The following is a 19,614-nucleotide window of genomic DNA, read 5'->3' on the forward strand; positions in this document are numbered from 1 at the left end:
TACTGAAGACTGAAAATCGAAGACGGTTAGACTTATCTTCTATATTTCCATCGTTTATGAGTCCAGAAATAGTATTCAGGTGCTTCAATTATTTGTTTTTCAACTTCTTTGATGTAACGGTGTGTGATTTCAAAATCAGGTAGCTCTTTTGCATTTTCTGCAATAGGAATTATAGTCAGTTCATAAAAACCACGTTTGATTTTTTTAACCTTTGCAAATACAACTGTCATATCATACTTTTTTGATAGCATTTCAGGACCAGTATGTACAGGAACTTCAACACCCATAAAGGATTCCCAGTGAAATATTCGATCTGCTTTTGGTGATTGATCGCTGGCAAGTGCATATACACATTGAATATTATTGGTGTAATTCTCTGATATTAACGGAATCGTTTTGTTGGTTTGAACTAATTGCGTATTGTACTTAGATCGAATATCTCGAACCAATTTGTCAAAATAAATATTTCCTAGTTTTTTATATACACCAACTCCTTGAATACTTATTTTTTGATTAAGCGTGATTAACCATTCCCAACTTGCATAATGTGAAGCTATAAGCATAATACTTTTGCCTTTTTTTTCATATTCTTGAATGAGTTCTACGTTTGTGATTACAAATCTTCGGTTCATTTCTTCAGAAGAAATTGTAAGTGTTTTGGTCATTTCAAGAAACATATCACATAAATGATGGTATGATTTCTTTTCAATAAGCAAACGTTCTTGTTGGTTAAGATGCGGCAAAGCCAATGCAATATTAGCACGAACTACTTTTTTACGATAACCAATGACATAATACATTAAGAAATAAACCCCATTCGATATGCCATACAACATAGGAAAAGGTAAAATAGAGATGAACCAAAGAAAAGGGTACGCTAATATGAAAACAAGTAACTGCATGCAAATTTTTTTTTACAAATATAACTTAATTTTGATTGTGTATATAATTTCCCTTACACATGAATCAGTATTTTGAGAATTACTATCTTTACCCATCACAAAAAATACGGAATATGAATACTGTTTTATTAGCATTAATAATTGTTAATGTATTATTTAGTTATAAAGGATTTAACGACTTGTCTTTTTTTAGAAAATATGAATTTCATGTAGGAAGTATCAAAGCTGGAGAGCAAATCCGAATGATTACCTCTGGTTTTTTACATGCAGATATGATGCATTTATTTTTTAATATGTTTACCCTGTGGATGTTTGCTCCAGTAGTATTAGGGCAGCTGGGTAACTTTTCATTTTTATTAATTTATTTCGGCAGTTTAATATTTGGCAGTTTACTTACTATGGTTTTTCATAACAATGATTATGGGTATAGAGCTGTAGGCGCTTCTGGAGCTGTTACAGGAGTATTGTATTCAGCTATTTTATTGCAACCCGATATGATGTTAGGAATATTTTTTATAATTCCAATGCCTGCCTATATTTTTGGGATCTTGTATTTATTGTACTCAATTTATGGTATGCGCGCTAAGAATGACAACATTGGCCATACGGCACATTTTGGTGGAGCTGTAGGCGGTTATCTAATTACTTTAATAAAACAACCTACTATGTTTGTAGATAATACGATGATGGTCATTATTTTAGCTATTCCTATTGTAATTCTTTTTATAATGGTAAAGCTAGGTAAGTTATAGTGGCATAACTTTTGGTAAGTAAAATACGATAACCTTAAATTTTGTAAAAATGAAAAAAGCAATTGTAGCATTCAGCCTATTTTTTATCTCTATGTCTTATGGTCAAGAAGTAAAACCTACGCCCCAAATAAATGTAAATGGAGAAGGAAAAGTAAAAGTTATCCCAGACCAAGCTACTATTAATGTTTCGGTTGAAACCAAAGGGAATGTAGCTAAGGACGTGAAAAAAGGAAATGATGAAAAAATTGATGCTGTAATCAAGTTTATAAAAAAAATGAACATACCGGCAGGGGATTTTAAAACGCAACGTGTAGCTTTAAATCCGCAGTATGATTATGAAAAAAAGAAACACAGCTACAATGCGGTTCAAACCATAGAAATTGTTATACGAGATTTATCAAAGTATGATGAATTGATGGAAGGTTTAGTAGAACAAGGAATTAATAGAATAGATGCCGTAGTATTTCAATCCTCAAAGCTAGCGCAATATCAATCAGAAGCAAGAAAGCTTGCTATGAAAGACGCCAAATTAAAAGCTGAAGATTATGTATCAGTTTTAGGGCAAAAAGTAGGGAAGGCACTCGTAATTTCAGATAATTCTCAAACTTATTACCCACAGCCTATGTATGCTTCAATGAAAAGCATGGAGCGCATGGATGCATCAGAACCTAGAGAAACTTTAGCAATAGGAGAAATAAATATTACAGCTAATGTTACGGTGAATTTTATATTGGAATAAAAAGTCATATACTTTAAAAAAAAATCGGAACTATTTTAGTTCCGATTTTTTTTGTGAATAGATTAAACGATTTACTTTCACTCAAAGTTTTTAAATATTTGATGGTGCTAATTGTCTTCTCTTCCAGAATTCAGACTGAGGCCAGCGTTGTTCTTGTCCATAAAAATAAGACTTATGTTTGAGGTAATAATCCCAAATGTGATTCATTTGTTGCGTGTATATCTCTTGAAATACTGCCTCTTGAGCCTTGTTTGTCTCTTCAATTATTTGATAGTTCTGCAGGAGATCTGTAAGCTGTAGCGCACTTGCCATGGCGTTAAACATGCCTTGGGAAGAAAGTGGATCAAAACTTACTGCAGCATCGCCAAGTGCTGCCCATTGCTTTCCTGCTACTTCATGAAGCTTACTAGAATTAGCAGCCACCGTACCATGAAATTGTATGGGTTGCTTATTTTTTGAAAGAATACTAGCCATCTGTTTATTGGCTGTTGCCAATTGTAAAAAGGAATCGGCACTTTTTATTTGAGTTCGTTCTATTAAATCAGCATCGGTTTGAAATGCAATAACCCTTTTATTATTAGGCAATGGTGCACTGTACCACCAGCCTTCCTCACATGATGAAATAGTGCTCATTGTAATCGTTTCGTGATTCTCTACTGTGGCCCAAGTGGCTACAAGTTTGTCAATTATGTCGCGTTTGATACCTAACGTTCGAGCAAAATGGGATTGTCTACCACTAGCGTCTATAACAAATTTTGCAGTTATGGATGATTCAATAGGTTCTGGAGTCGTTTCGTAGGTTTTGATGTCAATAGTCCACAGATCATTATCATAAGCAGCAGTTTGAAGTTTATGTCCAAAAAGGCAGTTAACGCCACGTTCCTCTGCATTGGATCGTAAATAGACTTCAAATTCCTTTCGGTTCAATTGCCAGCCAAAACCATCTGGATTGCGCAAATGATCTACAATTGTGCTCGTGTCACTACCCCAATACGATTGCGTTCCTGTGTTTTGCTGTTGTATTTGTTGGTTAGTAGGATAAGTTTTGTTTTCTAAACCTTCTAATAGATCTAGCTGTTTTAAAATGCGTCGTGCAGCGGGAGGTAAACATTCGCCAATACGATCAACAGGTTGTGCTGCTTTATCAATTAAAGCAACTGTATACTTTTTAGATAAAGCGATGGCTGCAGTACAACCTGCAATGCCACCGCCTATAATAGCAATATCTACTTTTGTAGCCAATTTTTTATTCATTGGTAAAATGCCTTTGTGTAATTATTTTGGTGAATAACGTCTGAAACGGTTCCCTTTGTCTGTGCCTGCTAAGCTTATTTTATTGCTACCAGGATGCTTGGCTTTGGTCAATACAGAAGCTTTTGAAGTCAATAAATTTAGTAATTTTTGTACACTTGGCGTAGAGGCAAAATCATCAGACAACTCGTTTTCAACTAAAGCAATCAATTGATCTTTTGCCTTAGATAATACGTCTTGTTCTGTAAACAATTCTTTATGTGATAATTCTGTTGCTGCGGCCTTAAGTGTATCCTGAACACCTTTACTAAATGATTTTTTGCTTTTTAAGATATTTTCTAAATCCTTGATAGCTTCTTTAAGTAAAGTGGCTTCTTGCTCCGGAGAAGGTGTAATACCTACTTGCATTTCAGGTGGGAAATTCTCATTGTTTGGGACTCCTTTTCTAGGTTGTACAACCGCCAGTTTGTCAAAGTATTTTACCATACTATTAATTTGATTCGTGTAGGTTGGATCCTGGCCGTCAAGAGGTAAATCGTCTAACCACATTTTACGGAAAGCAAAGGCTTGCTTGCGTGTTTCTTCGGCATTATTGTCATTTATAACTTCCTTGTAACGTTCTTCGTCTAAAATATTATTGGGTACACGAGCCGGCCAAAACGTAGGAACATAAGGGTCGTACGATGAGGTATATCCATCTCTACAACTAGCAGTGTCTGTTTGCCAAGGGATAGCCATCCAGCGACTAATTCCACCAGCAACTTGCCCGCCTAATAAAGGTCCTTTGGCTAAGGTAAACACATCGCTATTCATCATTGGGCCATAATAACTGCTGTCAACCAAAGGAGTTTTTGGAGCATGAAGTAATCTAAATGGTGCAGAGTACATACCAGCAGTTCGCATAGGCCATGTCATTTCGCATCCCGGATGAAAAGCATCTGCCAAACAAAATTCCATTGCGGCTTTAGTCATCATATCTGGTTGTTCGGCAACGGGTAATTTATCTAAAGTTATGGGTTCAGGTACATGTGGACAACCCGTCATGTCTATGTAATCAGCATCAAAATCTCCTTTGACCCATTGGTCAATAAAAGACAATTGTAAATCTGATAAAACAGAGTTTTGTCTCATAGAACCTACTGATGGAATGCTAATGGCATCACCATAAAGCCAAGGCCATAATTGAGGTGCTTCTGCTCCTGAAGTGCCGTATCTTCTAAAATTATTTGAAATCGTGCGTCGCATTTCGATATTGGCAGAAGAAGGATCGTTCAATCTTACTTTCCATTTAGAGGTGGTGTAGTCAAATTGTCCGCCCCAACCAAAAGCTGCTGCAAAAGCTGCGTTGACCCATTGTAAATTTGTCATTCGTTCAAAAATGGGCAAGATGTCCTTAGTAAATGAAGGTCGAACTGGGCGTGGCATCATACCTGAACTTACAGCTACATCTCGCATTAAATCCCACATGGTTCTTACTGATTTTTGCATAGGAGCATAATCAGGAGGTGCACAAACAACCCAAGCTGGATCTACTTTAAGCGCCACACCATTATATTCTACTTCCGCAGTAACAGGTCCGTCTGAGATATCATCATACCAGCCTTCGTTATTGGCAAAAGTTATGGCAATATCTCCTTTTAAATTTTCAGAAACTCCATGCCCACCTAGCATAAGTAAACGTCCTTTTTCATCAGTGCGCATTTCGCCTAGATATACTGGTTTTTCTTGAAATTTACCTACAAACGGATGTCCTGAGGTTACATTTGGTTTGTTTATTGTTTGTAAACCACCATCAATAATGAGTGAGTTTCTATCTTTTACATCAATATTTCGAAGTAATGAAGGTGGCGCATCAGCAGCATCTGGAATGTCCAACGCAATTTGGAATTGGTACCAAGAGGCCTTTTGATTGGCTAAATGGGAATGCCAAACAATTTTAGAATTCTCAGCGGTTAACTCCTTGATGGCTTTTCCTGCTGCATTGAAACCGTATATTCTAAATTGTGCGGCTTGTCGTTTTAGGGCGCCAGTAGCATCGCGGTACGCATTATCGCTTGACATTGGTAGAGGCTCAGAAACCAATGGGCCGATAAAGTACTCGTTTTCACTATTTCCTACACGCGTAACACCTATGGGAGGATAAATTCCAGCTTTGACAATGCAATCACTATTTTCGTCCACATTGCCTTTGAAAGGGCGGTTAACTTTCTCTGGTTCTTGAGTCGATTGTCCGTTTGCTTGATGTCGAACCTCTGAACTAGCGGCATAAACTACTTTTCGAACCGCTGCAATAGAACCCAGTGGTTCGTGCTCTTTTAGTGTGCGGAAAATATTAAACGAAAGATTTGTGCCAAATTCAGGTTGACCAATTGCACAAATGTCCTGTTCAGGGAAATACAATTCTGCAATAGCTATATACGGACTTTCCTCTGTGCTCCAAACGGCTTGCGCATCGTCTAGAGGCATGGTTTTGTCATTGGTGCGTAACTGAATTTCAAAACGAAATTTTGCTGATTTAGTTCGGAGGCGTTGCTGTAAGTCGAGTGCTAAATAATTATTATCGTCAAAAGGTGCTCCCTGATAGGTATCTTCGGGAACTAGGCGGTATTTTACAATTTGTTGTTCCCCTAACTTAAAAGGAAGAATTGCCCAATACGTGGCACTCAAACAGCTGGCTTCCTCTTTGTTCATGGCGTTAAGAATGGACGCCAGCTTTGGATGTTTATTGATGTACGAATCGTAATCTTTGTCGATAACTCCAGCGGTAGTAAAACTGCACATTTGTTGCGCATCACGAGCAAAAAAACGATCTATGTTTTGGAAAATGAAATCAGCGTTAGTTCCAGTACCTAAAAGTTTAGGACCATCAACACCAAAAAGCTTTAAGCCAATACCTAAAGTAGAGTGTAAATCTGGTGAAGAAGGGCTGGTATCGCTAGAGAAACGAACAGCACATTCGTATGAGCTACCTGCAAAAATACCGATTTTATATTTTGGATCAATATCTTTATTTATTGTAAAAGTTCCGTAACCAATGCCGTGTTGTTTTAGAAAAACGGGACGTTCAGCTGGCTGCTGTCCGCTTTCGATACGGGTTTTTTGTCCAAGTTCGACAAACATTTCCTCGAGTCGTTGCGTCACTACATTTATGTTGCCATCACTATCCCAACAGGCAACATTATTTGCTGTAGGTTTTGTTTTTAATAAAGCTGATTTTTTTTCAGCTGTGCTTGTAGTGCTTGGTTTTTCTGGTTTGTTTGCTTTTTTAGTCATAAAGTGATTGTTTAGTTTTTTGTATACCAAAGTAAGTATTTTTAGCAAGCTTATCCTTGCGTATAAATACTTGATTTTTAAAAAACAGAATAAATTTTTTAATTCTAAGAAAATAAAGGAATGCTAATTTGTAGTTTAAAAAATGAGATAAGAAACGAATATCTGATAGTTTTCTACAGTAGTTCGTCACTCTGCCCCTGATAGCAACGAAAAGCCCGCAAGGGTAGGAGCCTAATAAAAACAAAACCCAAAACAGCGACCAACGGATGCTCGTTTTGGGTTTATGTTTTTTAAGGCGATTCCCGCGGACTTGTAGTGTATAGCAGGAATGGGCAGCCAGAGTTAATGGTATAAAGTGTTGTTACAAATTATTTCGCATGCAATACTTTAAATTGTTAGTGTTTTTTGAAGATTTGACAGCCGAAAACATTAAATAAACGAGGATTTGCATAGCCTTTAGGTCTCATTATTTCATTCAAAACACTTGTATCTTTTAAAACTAAATAACCAATTGTTCTTTTATACTTGTCTTTATGGATCTTGCAATTACAGTTTTTTCAAAATTTTAAAACTAACTTTTTTTCACATTTATAGCACTACTAAAAAAATACAGCGAATCACAAATAGTGTTCATTGATGCCAGTAAAAGGAATCACTATGATGTTTAGATTTATGTAAATACACCATTTGTAGTATAGAATGCTTCAAATGTTATATGCTATCTATTCCCTGAAATCTACATTTACAATCTAAGAATTTACTGATTTCGTACAAATAAGATTGTAAAATTATTTTATTCAAAATACATAATAGTAAAAAATTACAATCTACACTTTACTAGGTGTTTTTAACAACGCTACAAAAAACTAAAAAAATGATGAAAAGAAAATTTAAGAATTATGCATTTCTAATGCTAATCGTTTTAGGAAATGGATATGCCCAATCAAAAAAACACTTGGATGCCAATAAACCAATTGAAGACCGGATTTCACTCTTGATGAAAGAAATGACATTAGAAGAAAAAATAGGTCAAATGAATCAATACAATGGATCATGGGATGTTACAGGTCCAAAACCGGAATCAGGTTCTAACGAAGAAAAATATAATAATATAAAAAAAGGATTGGTAGGTTCTATGCTAAGCATTAGAGGCGTTAAAGAAGTAAGAGCCGTGCAAAAAATGGCAGTTGAAGAAACCCGTCTTGGGATTCCGTTGCTTTTTGGTTTTGATGTGATACATGGTTATAAAACGATAAGTCCTATTCCATTAGCAGAAGCTGCAAGTTGGGATTTAGAAGCCATTAAAAATTCGGCACATATTGCTGCTGTCGAAGCTTCTTCTTCGGGATTAAACTGGACTTTTGCACCCAATGTAGACATTTCCAATGATGCAAGATGGGGACGAGTGATGGAAGGTGCAGGAGAAGATCCTTATCTAGGCAGCAAAATTGCGACCGCCAGAGTTAAAGGATTTCAGGGAGAGAGCTTAAGCGCTACTACAGCTATTATTGCTTGCGCCAAACATTTTGCAGGCTATGGTTTTGTAGAAGCAGGAAGAGAATATAATGGTGTTGATATGAGTAATTCTAAGTTGTACAATAGTGTATTGCCACCTTTTAAAGCGACAGTCGAAGCAGGAATTCGTACTTTCATGAATTCATTCAACACCTTAAACGGAATTCCAGCAACGGGAAATAGTTTTTTGCAACGAGATATTTTAAAAGGAGCTTGGAAATTTAATGGTTTTGTCGTTTCTGATTGGGCTTCTATAGCCGAAATGATTACACACGGTTACGCAGCCGATGGAGCCGATGCGGCTCAAAAAGCCGTCATTGCAGGTTCTGATATGGATATGGAATCAAATGTGTATGTAACTGAATTAGCTCAGTTGGTAAAAAAAGGATTGGTGAAAGAAAGCGTGATCGACGATGCTGTTCGTAGAATTCTTAGAGTGAAATTTGAATTAGGTTTGTTTGATAATCCTTATAAATATTGCGATGAAGCCCGAGAAAAGTCAAGTATTGGTAACAAGTCCAACAACGATGCTGTTTTGGAAATGGCTAAAAAATCAATTGTTTTATTGAAGAATACAAGTCCGTCTGGGAAGAATGAAAAACTGTTGCCATTAAAAAAAGAAGGAGTAAAAATCGCTTTAATTGGTGCCTTGGCAAATGACAAGAACAGTCCACTCGGAAGTTGGAGAATTGCTGCTGATGATAATACAGCAGTATCCGTTCTTGAAGGAATGCAACAATACAAAAACAATACGTTTGTTTATGAAAAAGGAACTGATGTGACTTTAAATAAACAATTATTTGTTGATGAAGTCCAAATTAATACCACCGATTTTTCTGGATTTGAAGCCGCAAAGAAGGTCGCAAAAGAGTCTGAGGTTGTGGTCATGGTTTTAGGAGAAATTGGTTTTCAAAGCGGTGAAGGACGCAGTAGAACTGAATTAGGTCTGCCGGGAAATCAGCAGCAATTATTAGAGGAAGTTTATAAAGTAAATCCTAATATCATTTTAGTTTTAAATAACGGGCGTCCGTTGGCGTTACCTTGGGCACAAGAAAATATTCCTGCTATTGTTGAAGCGTGGCATTTAGGAACTCAAGCTGGAAATGCAATTGCTCAGGTTTTGTACGGAGATTACAACCCAAGTGGTAAACTAACAATGTCGTTCCCGAGAAACGTTGGGCAATGTCCAATTTATTACAATTTGTACAATACGGGACGACCAACCAATAAAGATCAAAATGTTTTTTGGTCTCATTATATTGATGTAGAAAAAACACCATTATATCCATTTGGTTATGGATTAAGCTATACTTCTTTCGAATATAAAAATCTGAAATTAGCAAAAACTTCCTTCCAAAAAGGAGAAAAAATTGAACTAAGTGTTGATGTTACCAATACTGGAGATGTTGATGGAAAGGAAGTAGTTCAGTTGTATGTGAATGATGCTTTTGCCAGTGTGGTTAGACCCGTAAAGGAATTAAAAGGTTTTGAACTTATTGCATTAAAAAAAGGAGAAACGAAAACCGTTCAGTTTACTTTAACAGATAAGGAACTTGGATTTTATGACAACAATGGTAAATTTTTGACAGAATCGGGTTTGTTTAATGTTATGGTTGGCTGGAATTCAAATGAAGGTCTTACCAGTAAATTCGAACTAAAATAAATACTAATGAACTTAAAAACAAAAAGATAGTCTGTATTATTCGATTTGTTTTTAAGCAATTTATAGCCTGAGTAGATTGACCTTTATGAGGTTCTTAATCTATTCAGGTTTTTAGCAATATGGTAATGCAGCAAAAAAGAGTAAGTTTTCTGTTTAGTTTTATTAATATTGTTTTCGATATGGTTAAATAAATAAATTGTAAAGTTTGTTTCAAATGGAATTGATAAATATTAAAATGTAAAATGAAAGATATCAAATATATTCTTCTGTGCTGTTTTGGTCTTATAAATTGTTTGTTTTCACAGGATAAATTTGAAAATTATCAATTTAGAAGTATACAGGAAACTACTTCGAAAAGAGCTATTTCTTCTATAGTTCAGGATAAAAATGGTTTTATTTGGGTAGGTACAAATGGCGCAGGTTTATATCGATATGACGGGGTAAATTATTTTGGATACAAACATGATAAAAAACAAGGTTCAGTAAACAGTAATTTTATTTATGCCACTTTTATTGATTCTAAGAATAATTTATGGATTGGTACTGATGAAGGCTTGTGTTTATACAATCGGGATCTGGATAACTTTACTAAAATCAATATTCAGGATGCAATTGTAAAAGGCTACGAACAGCCAATCACTATTAAAACCATTACTGAGGATAACAACGGCAATATCATTCTAGGATCGTATGGTTTTGGATTATTTAAATTACATGTAAAAACTTTAAAAGCATCTTTAATACACTCAAAAGTTCTGGAAAAACCAAACTTTTTAATCAAATGTTCCGTAAAAAACAAACAGGGAATACTTTATTTAGGAACCAGTTACGGACTTTTAGAGATCGATATAAACGGAAAAGTAAAGCAGGTTTATAAAGACAAGTTTAAAAGAGAACCTTTATTAGATGATATAGAAAGTCTTGTCATAGACAAATTTGGATATTTATGGCTGGGAACCACTGAAAATGGGCTTATAAAGATTAAACCTGAAACAGATAATTATCAATTTGAGAATTTTTTTATTACCAAAAATAAAATCCTATCCATTATACAAAGCAGTCAGGATTATATACTTTGTGGTACAGAAAATGATGGCTTATTAGTTGTAAATAACAAAGGAGAAGTACTGAAAAAATACCTTCACAGTAAATACAATAATTTTAGTTTAAAGTCGAATTCCGTGTGGTCATTATACGAAGACAAAGAACAAAGACTTTGGCTGGGTTATTTCAATAAAGGGCTTGGCGTATTTGATAAGCCTAATAATAAATTCAATTCACTGGAGTCGCTGGTTAATAATGATAATTCCTTGCAGACTAGTTATGTAACTTCAATTGTAAAAGATAAAAAGGGTAATCTGATACTCAGTACTGAAGGTGGTGGACTTGATATTTATAATCTTTCTGCTAAAACTTATATCCATGTTAACAAAAATAACCAAAACTACTTTTCTGGTCTGGATGCCGTTGATATACAGACGATTTTTATAGATAGTAAACAAAATATTTGGGTAGGAAGCTGGGATCGTGGCATCTATTTTTTGAAAAATGGAACTACCCGATTCATAAACTACAATACGACAAATACTGCCGGATTAAAATCGAATCGGATTTTTAGTTTTTCTGAAGATTCAAGAGGGCGAATTTGGATAGGAACTTTCATTAAAGGACTTCATTATTTTGACAATAAAAGCAACACTTTTGTGCATTGCAACACTAAACCATTTACTGAAAATGCTTTGGACCAAGCATTTATTCGAAAAGTTTTTGTAGACTCTGATGATATTTTATGGGTAGGAACGATTTTAGGACTTTATCAGGTAAACTTGCTTGCTGATTCCAGTTTTAGAGTTACAAAAATGCGGGATCAAATGTTCAACGATAAAACGAAGTATAATGGTATACAGACCATTTTATCAATTTATGAGTCAAACGATAAAAAAATATGGATAGGTACGGATGGCGAAGGACTGTTTAGTTATACAAAAAAAAGCAAGATATTTTCTAATTATGATGATTTTCCAGGTTTTGAAGAAAAATCCGTTCGTGCTATCATTTCGGATAATAATGGATCTTTATGGATAAGCGGTGGATCTGGTCTAACCAAACTCGATTTTAAAAAGAAACAAAGCACCAATTTCAATAAAGATGATGGTCTTGTTGATAACGAATTTAATAATAATGCGGTTTTTAAAGATGGAAATGGCGAGCTTTATTTTGGTGGTTACGAAGGAGTAAATTATTTTAATCCAAATGAAATTAAAAAAACAGAAAAAGCTCCAAGTCTGTATTTTAGTGATTTCAAATTATTTAATAAATCTGTAAAACCAAATGAAGAAAATGCTCCGTTAACCAAAGTAATTTCTCAAACAAAAGAAATTGTTCTCAATCATGCACAATCTGTTTTTACGATTGAATATGTTGGGATAAACTACAATTATTCTAAAAAAAACCAATATGCCTATTACCTTGAAGGTTTTGAGAAAGACTGGAATTATGTAGGCAATAACAGAACCGCGACATACACCAATTTGGAGCCTGGTACTTATGTTTTTAAAGTAAAATCGGCCAATGCAGATGGTTCCTGGAGCAATGTTCAGTTAGAGCTAAAAATAAAAATACTTCCTCCTTGGTGGAAAACCATTTGGGCTTATTTGATATATGCAGCGATATTACTTTTCTTGATTAAATATTTCAACAAAATTTATCAAAATCGTTTCAAAGCCAAACAAGCCATAATTTTAGAAAGAGAAAAAACAATTCAGGTAGAGAAATTAAATAATAAAAAATTACAGTTTTTCACTAACATTTCGCATGAATTCAGAACACCATTAACCTTGATTATTAATCCTCTTGAAGATATTTTAAGAAGTAAGAACGTATCGCGCGAAATACATAATAAATTAAAAATTGTACACAAAAGTTCAGACAGGCTTTCAAGGCTTATTAATGAGCTGATGGATTTTAACAAATTAGAGTTCAATAAAATTTTCCTTCAGGTTAAAAAAATTGAAGTAATTGCGTTTGTACAAGAAATAATAGGCTATTTTGATGAGGAAGCAGCCGCGAGAAACATAACTATTGATTTCGATTCAGAACTGGAAAAACTTGAAGATTGGTTAGATCCTAAAATGCTGGAAAAAATAATATTTAATATCATCTCAAACGCTTTTAAATTTACTCCTGATAATGGTTTTATTACCATTTCTATAGATGAATTAAATTCACAGGATTCATTATTAATTAATGGAAATAAAGTTCCATCCTTTTCAATAACAATTTCAGACACTGGCTCAGGAATCCACAAAGAAGATTTGAAAAGAATTTTTGATCGATTTTATCAGGTCAATAACCTTAATAAAGATTACTACGGAAGCACTGGAATTGGCTTAGAAGTAGTAAAAGAATTTGTAGAGCTTCACAAAGGAAATATTGATGTTGAAAGCACATTGGGAGAAGGAACAAAATTCATAGTAATATTTCCTTTAGGCAATTCTTTTTACAAGGAAAATGAAGTAGTGAATGAAGTTTTTGAAATAGAAAAAAATAAAAATAAGTTCTTGTTTGAGTCGAATAAATATCAGGCAGATGATGAACAGATTGCTAACGAGTCAATAACAGAAATTGTTACCGATACAGCAAAAGAATATACCGTTTTGATTGTTGAGGACAATCTTGAGTTACGAAATTATCTGAAAGCGGAATTGAGTAAATCATATAAAGTTATTACCGCCGAAAATGGTAAAAAAGGTTACGAACTGGCCGTTCATAAATTACCAGATATCATAATTACAGATGTTATTATGCCTGTTATGGATGGATTACAGTTGTGTAAAATTATAAAGGGAGACTTGAAAACAAGTCACATTCCATTATTAATGCTTTCTGCAAAAGCAATGGTACAGGACAGAATTGAAGGTATCGATTCTGGCGCAGATATATATTTGAGTAAACCTTTTGAATTGGATATTTTAAAATCTAGCCTAGCACAGCTTATTACAAGTAGGCAAATAATGTTTAAAAAGTTTTATACAGGCATCACCAAACAAGGGAAGGAAAAAACAACATCTTTAGATAATGATTTCATTCAAAAAATTCTTCATTTTATTAATGAGAATCTGAGTGAATCTGAGTTAAGTGTAGAGTTGCTTTCTTCTAAAGTTTTCCTAAGTAGAAGTCAATTGTATCGAAAAATAAAAACACTAACAGGTGTTTCAGTAAATGAGTTTATTAGAAATGTAAGATTAGAAAAAGCAAAACAATTGCTCGAACAAGGCAATAAAAATGTAAATATCAATGAGATTAGTTATAAAGTAGGATTTACATCGCCTTCCTATTTTGCCAAATGTTATAAAATTAAATACGGTCATTTGCCAACTCAGCAAGCAGGATCAAAAGAGTAGAAAGTAAAAGAATTCATAAATACTGCAGTTTAGAAAGCTTCAATTTTAAATCGGGGCTTTTTTTTGACCTTTTGTGGAACTTATTTTTTTGGATTTACCTAAAATTATTATTCTAATAAAAATACTCTTATAAAATTTTGCTAAATATATTTTAAAGGATAATTTTTTGCTAATACTTTATTGTTGTTTGGCTAGTATTAACTAAAACCAGTGGTCTCAAATGCTGTTTTGCATCAAATGATGCATGATTTGCTTCATCTGTGCTACAGTTTTATTGCTGTAGATTTTACTTTCGTTAAGAAATATTTAAGAAATAGTTTTTTTATCAAGAATTAAATACTAGGCTTGAAAAAAAACAATCCACCAAATATTTTTAAGAAACTAAAAAAAACTAATTATATAATTCAACTCTAAACCAAATTTTATGCAGAAAAGAACAATAAAAATACTATTGTGTTTTATAGTGTGTATGTGGGGAAATTTTTTCTTTGCTCAAACTGTTAAAGGAAAAGTATCATCAGACGGAATGAGCCTGCCGGGTGTTAGTGTATTGGTACAAGGAACAAAAAACGGAACAGTCACGGATTTTGACGGAGGTTTTATCTTAAACAATGTAGATCCAAAAAGTACATTGATCTTTAGCTATATAGGCTATAAAAAGGTTTCCCTATTAGCAGATACAAAATCAGTGATGAAAATCAACATGGTCAGTGAACTTGAAAAGTTAAATGAGGTCGTTGTTATAGGATACGGAACTTCAAAAAGAAAAGATATAAATGGTGCCGTCACTTCCATTAAAGCATCCGAAATTCAGGACAAACCCTTCACTTCTATTGATCAGGCCCTCGTAGGTAAAGCTGCAGGTGTAAATGTTACTCAAAATTCAGGAACGCCGGGAGGTGGAATTTCTGTTCAAATTAGGGGAATTACGTCTATTAACGGTAACGAGCCCTTATATGTAATTGACGGAACACCTGTTTTTGCGGACAAAAATAACGATTCCTTTTCGTTTAGCGCTTTAGGAGGAGGAAGCGGACAAACTAAAAATTCTGCTTTGGCGGGATTGAATATTTCGGATATCGAAACTATTGATATTTTAAAAGATGCATCCTCAACAGCAATATATGGTGCAAATGGTGCAAATGGAGTTGTTTTGATTACAACCAAAAAAGGAAAGAGAGGAAAATCGACTTTTTCATATGAATCATATTTAGGGACGCAGCAAGTGACCAATTCAGTTGATGTTTTAAACTTACCTCAATATGCGACTTATCAGGCAAAAATTTTCAAACTTAATGGCGAGCCAATTCCGTTTCAATATCAAAAACCTGATTTATTAGGAAATGGTACAAACTGGCAGGACGAACTTTTTAGAAATGCTGCTATGTACAACCATCAAATATCATTTTCAGGCGAAAAAGAAGGAACAAGATATTACACGTCTTTAAATTATTTTGATCAGGAAGGAATTGTTTTGAATTCAGATTTCAACAGAATGTCTTTGCGACTCAATGTAGATTCAAATGTAAAATCATGGTTAAAAATTGGTAACAATATGTCCATAAGTAAGTCATCTCAACAAGTAGTTAGAAACGACGACAGAGGCGGTTTAGTCATGAATACCTTAAGACAATCGCCAGAACTGCCAGTAAGAACTCCTGATGGTTCTTTTGCTGGTCCTACAACTGGTTTAGGTACTTCGGCCACTGAAGCAACGAACCCAATAGCTTTGGCGGAATACAATAATGCAAGATCAGACCGATATAAAATCAATGGTAACTTATTTGCTGATTTCACTCTTACAAAAGGTCTGGTTTTTAGATCAGAACTGGGATATGATTTGAATTTTGCAAAAAGTAGCTCTTTTGTACCAAAGTATACTTTAGGAAATGTGTCTGAACTTTTAAACAAATCATTCAAACAGCAGGATCAAAGCTTTTATTGGAGTTTAAAAAATTATTTAACCTATAATAAATCCTTTAATGAAAAACACAATTTTACCTTTTTGTTAGGTCAGGAAGCCCAAGAAAGTAGATATGAATATCTAAGTGGTTACAGAACGGGTGAATTTTTAAACAAGAATTTTACCAATTTAAACATAGGTGATATTGATACTGCCATTAACGGAAATGGTTCTGGCAGATGGTCTATGGCATCTTATATTTCGAGATTAAATTACAGTTTTTCAGACAAGTATTCTTTCTCGGCTTCTTTAAGGGCAGATGCGTCTTCCAACTTTGGACCCAATAATAAGTGGGGTTATTTTCCATCATTTGCTGCAGGTTGGACAGTAAGTAACGAAAAGTTTTTTGAGCCTTTATCGAATACCGTTAATTATTTAAAATTCAGAGCAGGTTACGGTTCAGTCGGAAATCAAAATATTCCAGCGAATAGATACCAGACTATTCTTTCCCTGACGGCATCTCCATTTGGAGGCGTATCTCCAACAATTGATAATTTAGGAAATCCAGATATTAAATGGGAATCGCTAAAGTCTTTTGATGTAGGTTTTGAATTAGGCATGCTAAATAACAGAGTAAAATTAGATTTTGATTATTACGTTAAAAATTCCTCTAATTTCCTGACGAAACAAATCAATGATGAATCAAATCAAAGCGCGCTTAATTATTTTTTGAATACAGGTGAAATTATAACTAAAGGAATCGAACTTACCTTGAATACTAGAAATATTTCAACCGAAAATTTTAATTGGGACAGTACTATTATTTTTTCAAAATATAATAATGAGCTAACTAGTTTTCAAGGTCAGGGTAAATCGTTATTGGGTAAAGTACAATTCGATTTATATAACGTGACCAGAACAACAGAAGGCGAGCCAGTTGGACAATTCTATGGATATGTTACTGATGGTTTGTTTAAAAATGCTACAGAATTAACGGCAGGACCAATTCAGGAAACAGGAACAGGAATTGGAGATATCCGTTTTAAGGATTTGAATAACGACGGAAAAATCGATGCCAAAGACCAAACAGCATTGGGAAGCGCAATTCCTGATTTTACCTACTCTTTAACGAATAACTTTAAGTATAAAAACATGAGTTTATCAGTTGTTTTAACTGGTAGTCAGGGCAATGAAATCTATAATTTTACCCGTCATTACACAGACGGTATTTATCCTGGATTTGGAGATCGATTCGCCAATATAAGCGCAAGAGCTTTAAATTCCTTTGAACCGGGGGTGAATGAAGATACAAATGAACCAAGAATTAGTCTAAATGATCCAAATGGGAATGGCAGAATCTCAAGTAGGTTTGTGGAAGATGGTTCTTATTTAAGAATTCAGAATGTTTCTTTGAGTTACGATTTACCAAAGAAAATATTCGAAAAATCTATCATATCTAAAGTGAGATTGTATGTAAATGTCCAAAACTTATATACGTGGACTAAATATTCCGGTTTTGATCCAGCTTTAGGAAATTTAGATCAAAACATCACCCTAAGCGGAATTGATCTGGGGCGATATCCAGTACCTAGAACGACTTCAATGGGATTAAACATAGAATTTTAAAATTTATGCAACAACACAAATTAATTTAAATATTCACAGTCATTAAATAAAAATAATAGTTATGAAAAAACTTTTTAAACTTTTTATGATGGGAATGCTAATACCATTACTGTCTTTATTTTCCTGTTCAGATGATTTTTTGAATGCACCATCTGAAAATCAATTAACGCCGGGCGATTTACCCGAAGGCGTTACAGCTTTTGACGGAATCGCTGAGAGCTTGTACTTTAAGCCGTGGTTTTTGGTTAATGATAAATTTCTGATTGCAGTAGGTGACATGTATGCAGGAAATGCTTTTACATTTGATGGTGCTTATTCTCAATTTAAAGATGCTCAAGTAACCTCCCAAAACCCAATTCTTACAGAAGGTTACGTTGCGTTATTTTCGGTGATCGATCAATCCAATAATTTAATGAGTCTGGTTGAAGAAAGAAAAAGCGAATTACCAGAAGCATCCTATAAAAAAGCTATCGCAATATCCAGGTTCATGAGAGCAAATGCTTACTTCTATCTCGTGAGAACTTTTGGAGCTGTTCCTATTATTAGCAAAGCGGGTTCTGCTGCACAGCCAAAAAGAAATCTTGTTACAGATGTTTATAAATTCATAAAACAAGATTTAACATATGCTATCGAAAATTTGCCTGAAACTTCAGTAAAAAAAGGATATGTTACCAAATTTGCAGCGATGGGTATTCTTGCAAAAGTACATTTAACTTTAAATGAATACAGAGAATGCGCTGCGTTAACACAAAAAATTATCGGAAATCAATATACTTTAATTCAGGAGTACGGTAACTTATTCAGCAGCCCTGAAAATAACAATAGTGCAGAGAGTATTTTTGCGCTACAATGGAAAGCTATTGCAACAGAGTGGGGGACGCAAAATACCAATCAAGCTTACATCGTTCCTAATGGTACAGGCATTACAGGTGGTGGTGACGGTTGGGGAGTTTACCTGCCATCAATTTCACTGCAAAGCGGCTTTGAACCAAACGATAAGAGAAAGAGGAATACGATCATGACCGAGGGTGACTTTTACCCAGAACTGTTAAAAGACAAAGGAGGATTTAGGTATAAAAAAATACTCTCATCTACAGGCGCTAATTTCAGGAAGTACATTGTAGGATCTGCGGCTGAAAGAAACGATGTGTTTTTTATGAGAACATCACAAAACACCATTATACTAAGATACTCTGATGTTTTATTAATGCATGCCGAAGCGGTTTTGGCTGGAGCCAATTCTACAGCAGACGGATCAGCACTAAATGCCTTTAATGAAGTAAGAAATAGAGCTGGATTACCTCCTAAAACAATACTTACCAGAAACGATTTATTTAATGAACGAAGAGTTGAATTTGCACTTGAAGGACAATATTTCTTTGATTTAAAACGCCGTGGTCTCGCAGAAGCTACAGCAATTATGTCGCAGCAAGAAGTTGGTTTTTATTCTGATGATGAAAGATCAGTTTTAGTTTCTCGAAAAATCACTCCAGGAGCCAATTATTTTGAATTGCCATTGCCTCAGTCTGCTATTGATACAAATCCATCATTATTAGAGCCTCCGGTTCCTTTTAACTTTAATTAAAT

The 19,614-nt window shown here is 34.4% G+C and carries 9 protein-coding genes; 6 read left to right on the forward strand and 3 right to left on the reverse strand.

The annotated features are described in order from the left end of the window. Positions 1–32: 32 nt before the first annotated feature. A complete protein-coding gene (locus K5V07_RS06015; protein WP_221916771.1) occupies positions 33–902 on the reverse strand; it encodes a lysophospholipid acyltransferase family protein in 870 nt (289 codons plus the stop codon). Between the two features lie 113 nt (positions 903–1,015). On the opposite strand from K5V07_RS06015, the gene K5V07_RS06020 reads away from it, so the two are divergent. Beyond that, positions 1,016–1,654 carry a rhomboid family intramembrane serine protease gene (locus K5V07_RS06020; RefSeq protein WP_144892077.1) on the forward strand — a complete coding sequence of 213 codons (639 nt, stop codon included), beginning with the start codon at positions 1,016–1,018 and terminating at the stop codon, positions 1,652–1,654. Positions 1,655–1,703: 49 nt separating this feature from the next. Further along, positions 1,704–2,393, forward strand: coding sequence for an SIMPL domain-containing protein (locus tag K5V07_RS06025; protein ID WP_221916772.1), 690 nt, complete (start codon positions 1,704–1,706; stop codon positions 2,391–2,393). Between the two features lie 90 nt (positions 2,394–2,483). On the opposite strand, the gene K5V07_RS06030 is transcribed toward K5V07_RS06025, so the two are convergent. Together K5V07_RS06030 and K5V07_RS06035 are read right to left on the reverse strand one after the other, a co-directional pair. Next, positions 2,484–3,647 (reverse strand): FAD-dependent oxidoreductase, encoded by a 1,164-nt coding sequence (locus tag K5V07_RS06030; RefSeq protein WP_221916773.1) that lies wholly within the window; start codon positions 3,645–3,647, stop codon positions 2,484–2,486. A gap of 21 nt (positions 3,648–3,668) precedes the next feature. Beyond that, positions 3,669–6,917: a LodA/GoxA family CTQ-dependent oxidase gene (locus K5V07_RS06035; RefSeq protein ID WP_221916774.1), complete on the reverse strand. Its 3,249-nt coding sequence runs from the start codon at positions 6,915–6,917 to the stop codon at positions 3,669–3,671. Positions 6,918–7,794: 877 nt separating this feature from the next. On the opposite strand from K5V07_RS06035, the gene bglX reads away from it, so the two are divergent. The 4 genes from bglX (at position 7,795) to K5V07_RS06055 (ending at position 19,612) form a co-directional block, all read left to right on the forward strand. Then, positions 7,795–10,095: a beta-glucosidase BglX gene (bglX, locus tag K5V07_RS06040; RefSeq protein ID WP_221918148.1), complete on the forward strand. Its 2,301-nt coding sequence runs from the start codon at positions 7,795–7,797 to the stop codon at positions 10,093–10,095. Positions 10,096–10,337: 242 nt separating this feature from the next. Beyond that, positions 10,338–14,498 (forward strand): two-component regulator propeller domain-containing protein, encoded by a 4,161-nt coding sequence (locus K5V07_RS06045; RefSeq protein WP_221916775.1) that lies wholly within the window; start codon positions 10,338–10,340, stop codon positions 14,496–14,498. Between the two features lie 424 nt (positions 14,499–14,922). Beyond that, positions 14,923–18,027, forward strand: a complete 3,105-nt coding sequence (locus tag K5V07_RS06050) for a TonB-dependent receptor (RefSeq protein ID WP_221916776.1) — start codon at positions 14,923–14,925, stop codon at positions 18,025–18,027. A gap of 61 nt (positions 18,028–18,088) precedes the next feature. Continuing rightward, a complete protein-coding gene (locus K5V07_RS06055) occupies positions 18,089–19,612 on the forward strand; it encodes a RagB/SusD family nutrient uptake outer membrane protein (RefSeq protein WP_221916777.1) in 1,524 nt (507 codons plus the stop codon). Positions 19,613–19,614: the final 2 nt, after the last annotated feature.

Origin of the sequence: Flavobacterium sp. CHNK8 (assembly GCF_019774515.1) — a bacterium.
In the GTDB taxonomy this organism is placed as follows: domain Bacteria; phylum Bacteroidota; class Bacteroidia; order Flavobacteriales; family Flavobacteriaceae; genus Flavobacterium; species Flavobacterium tiangeerense.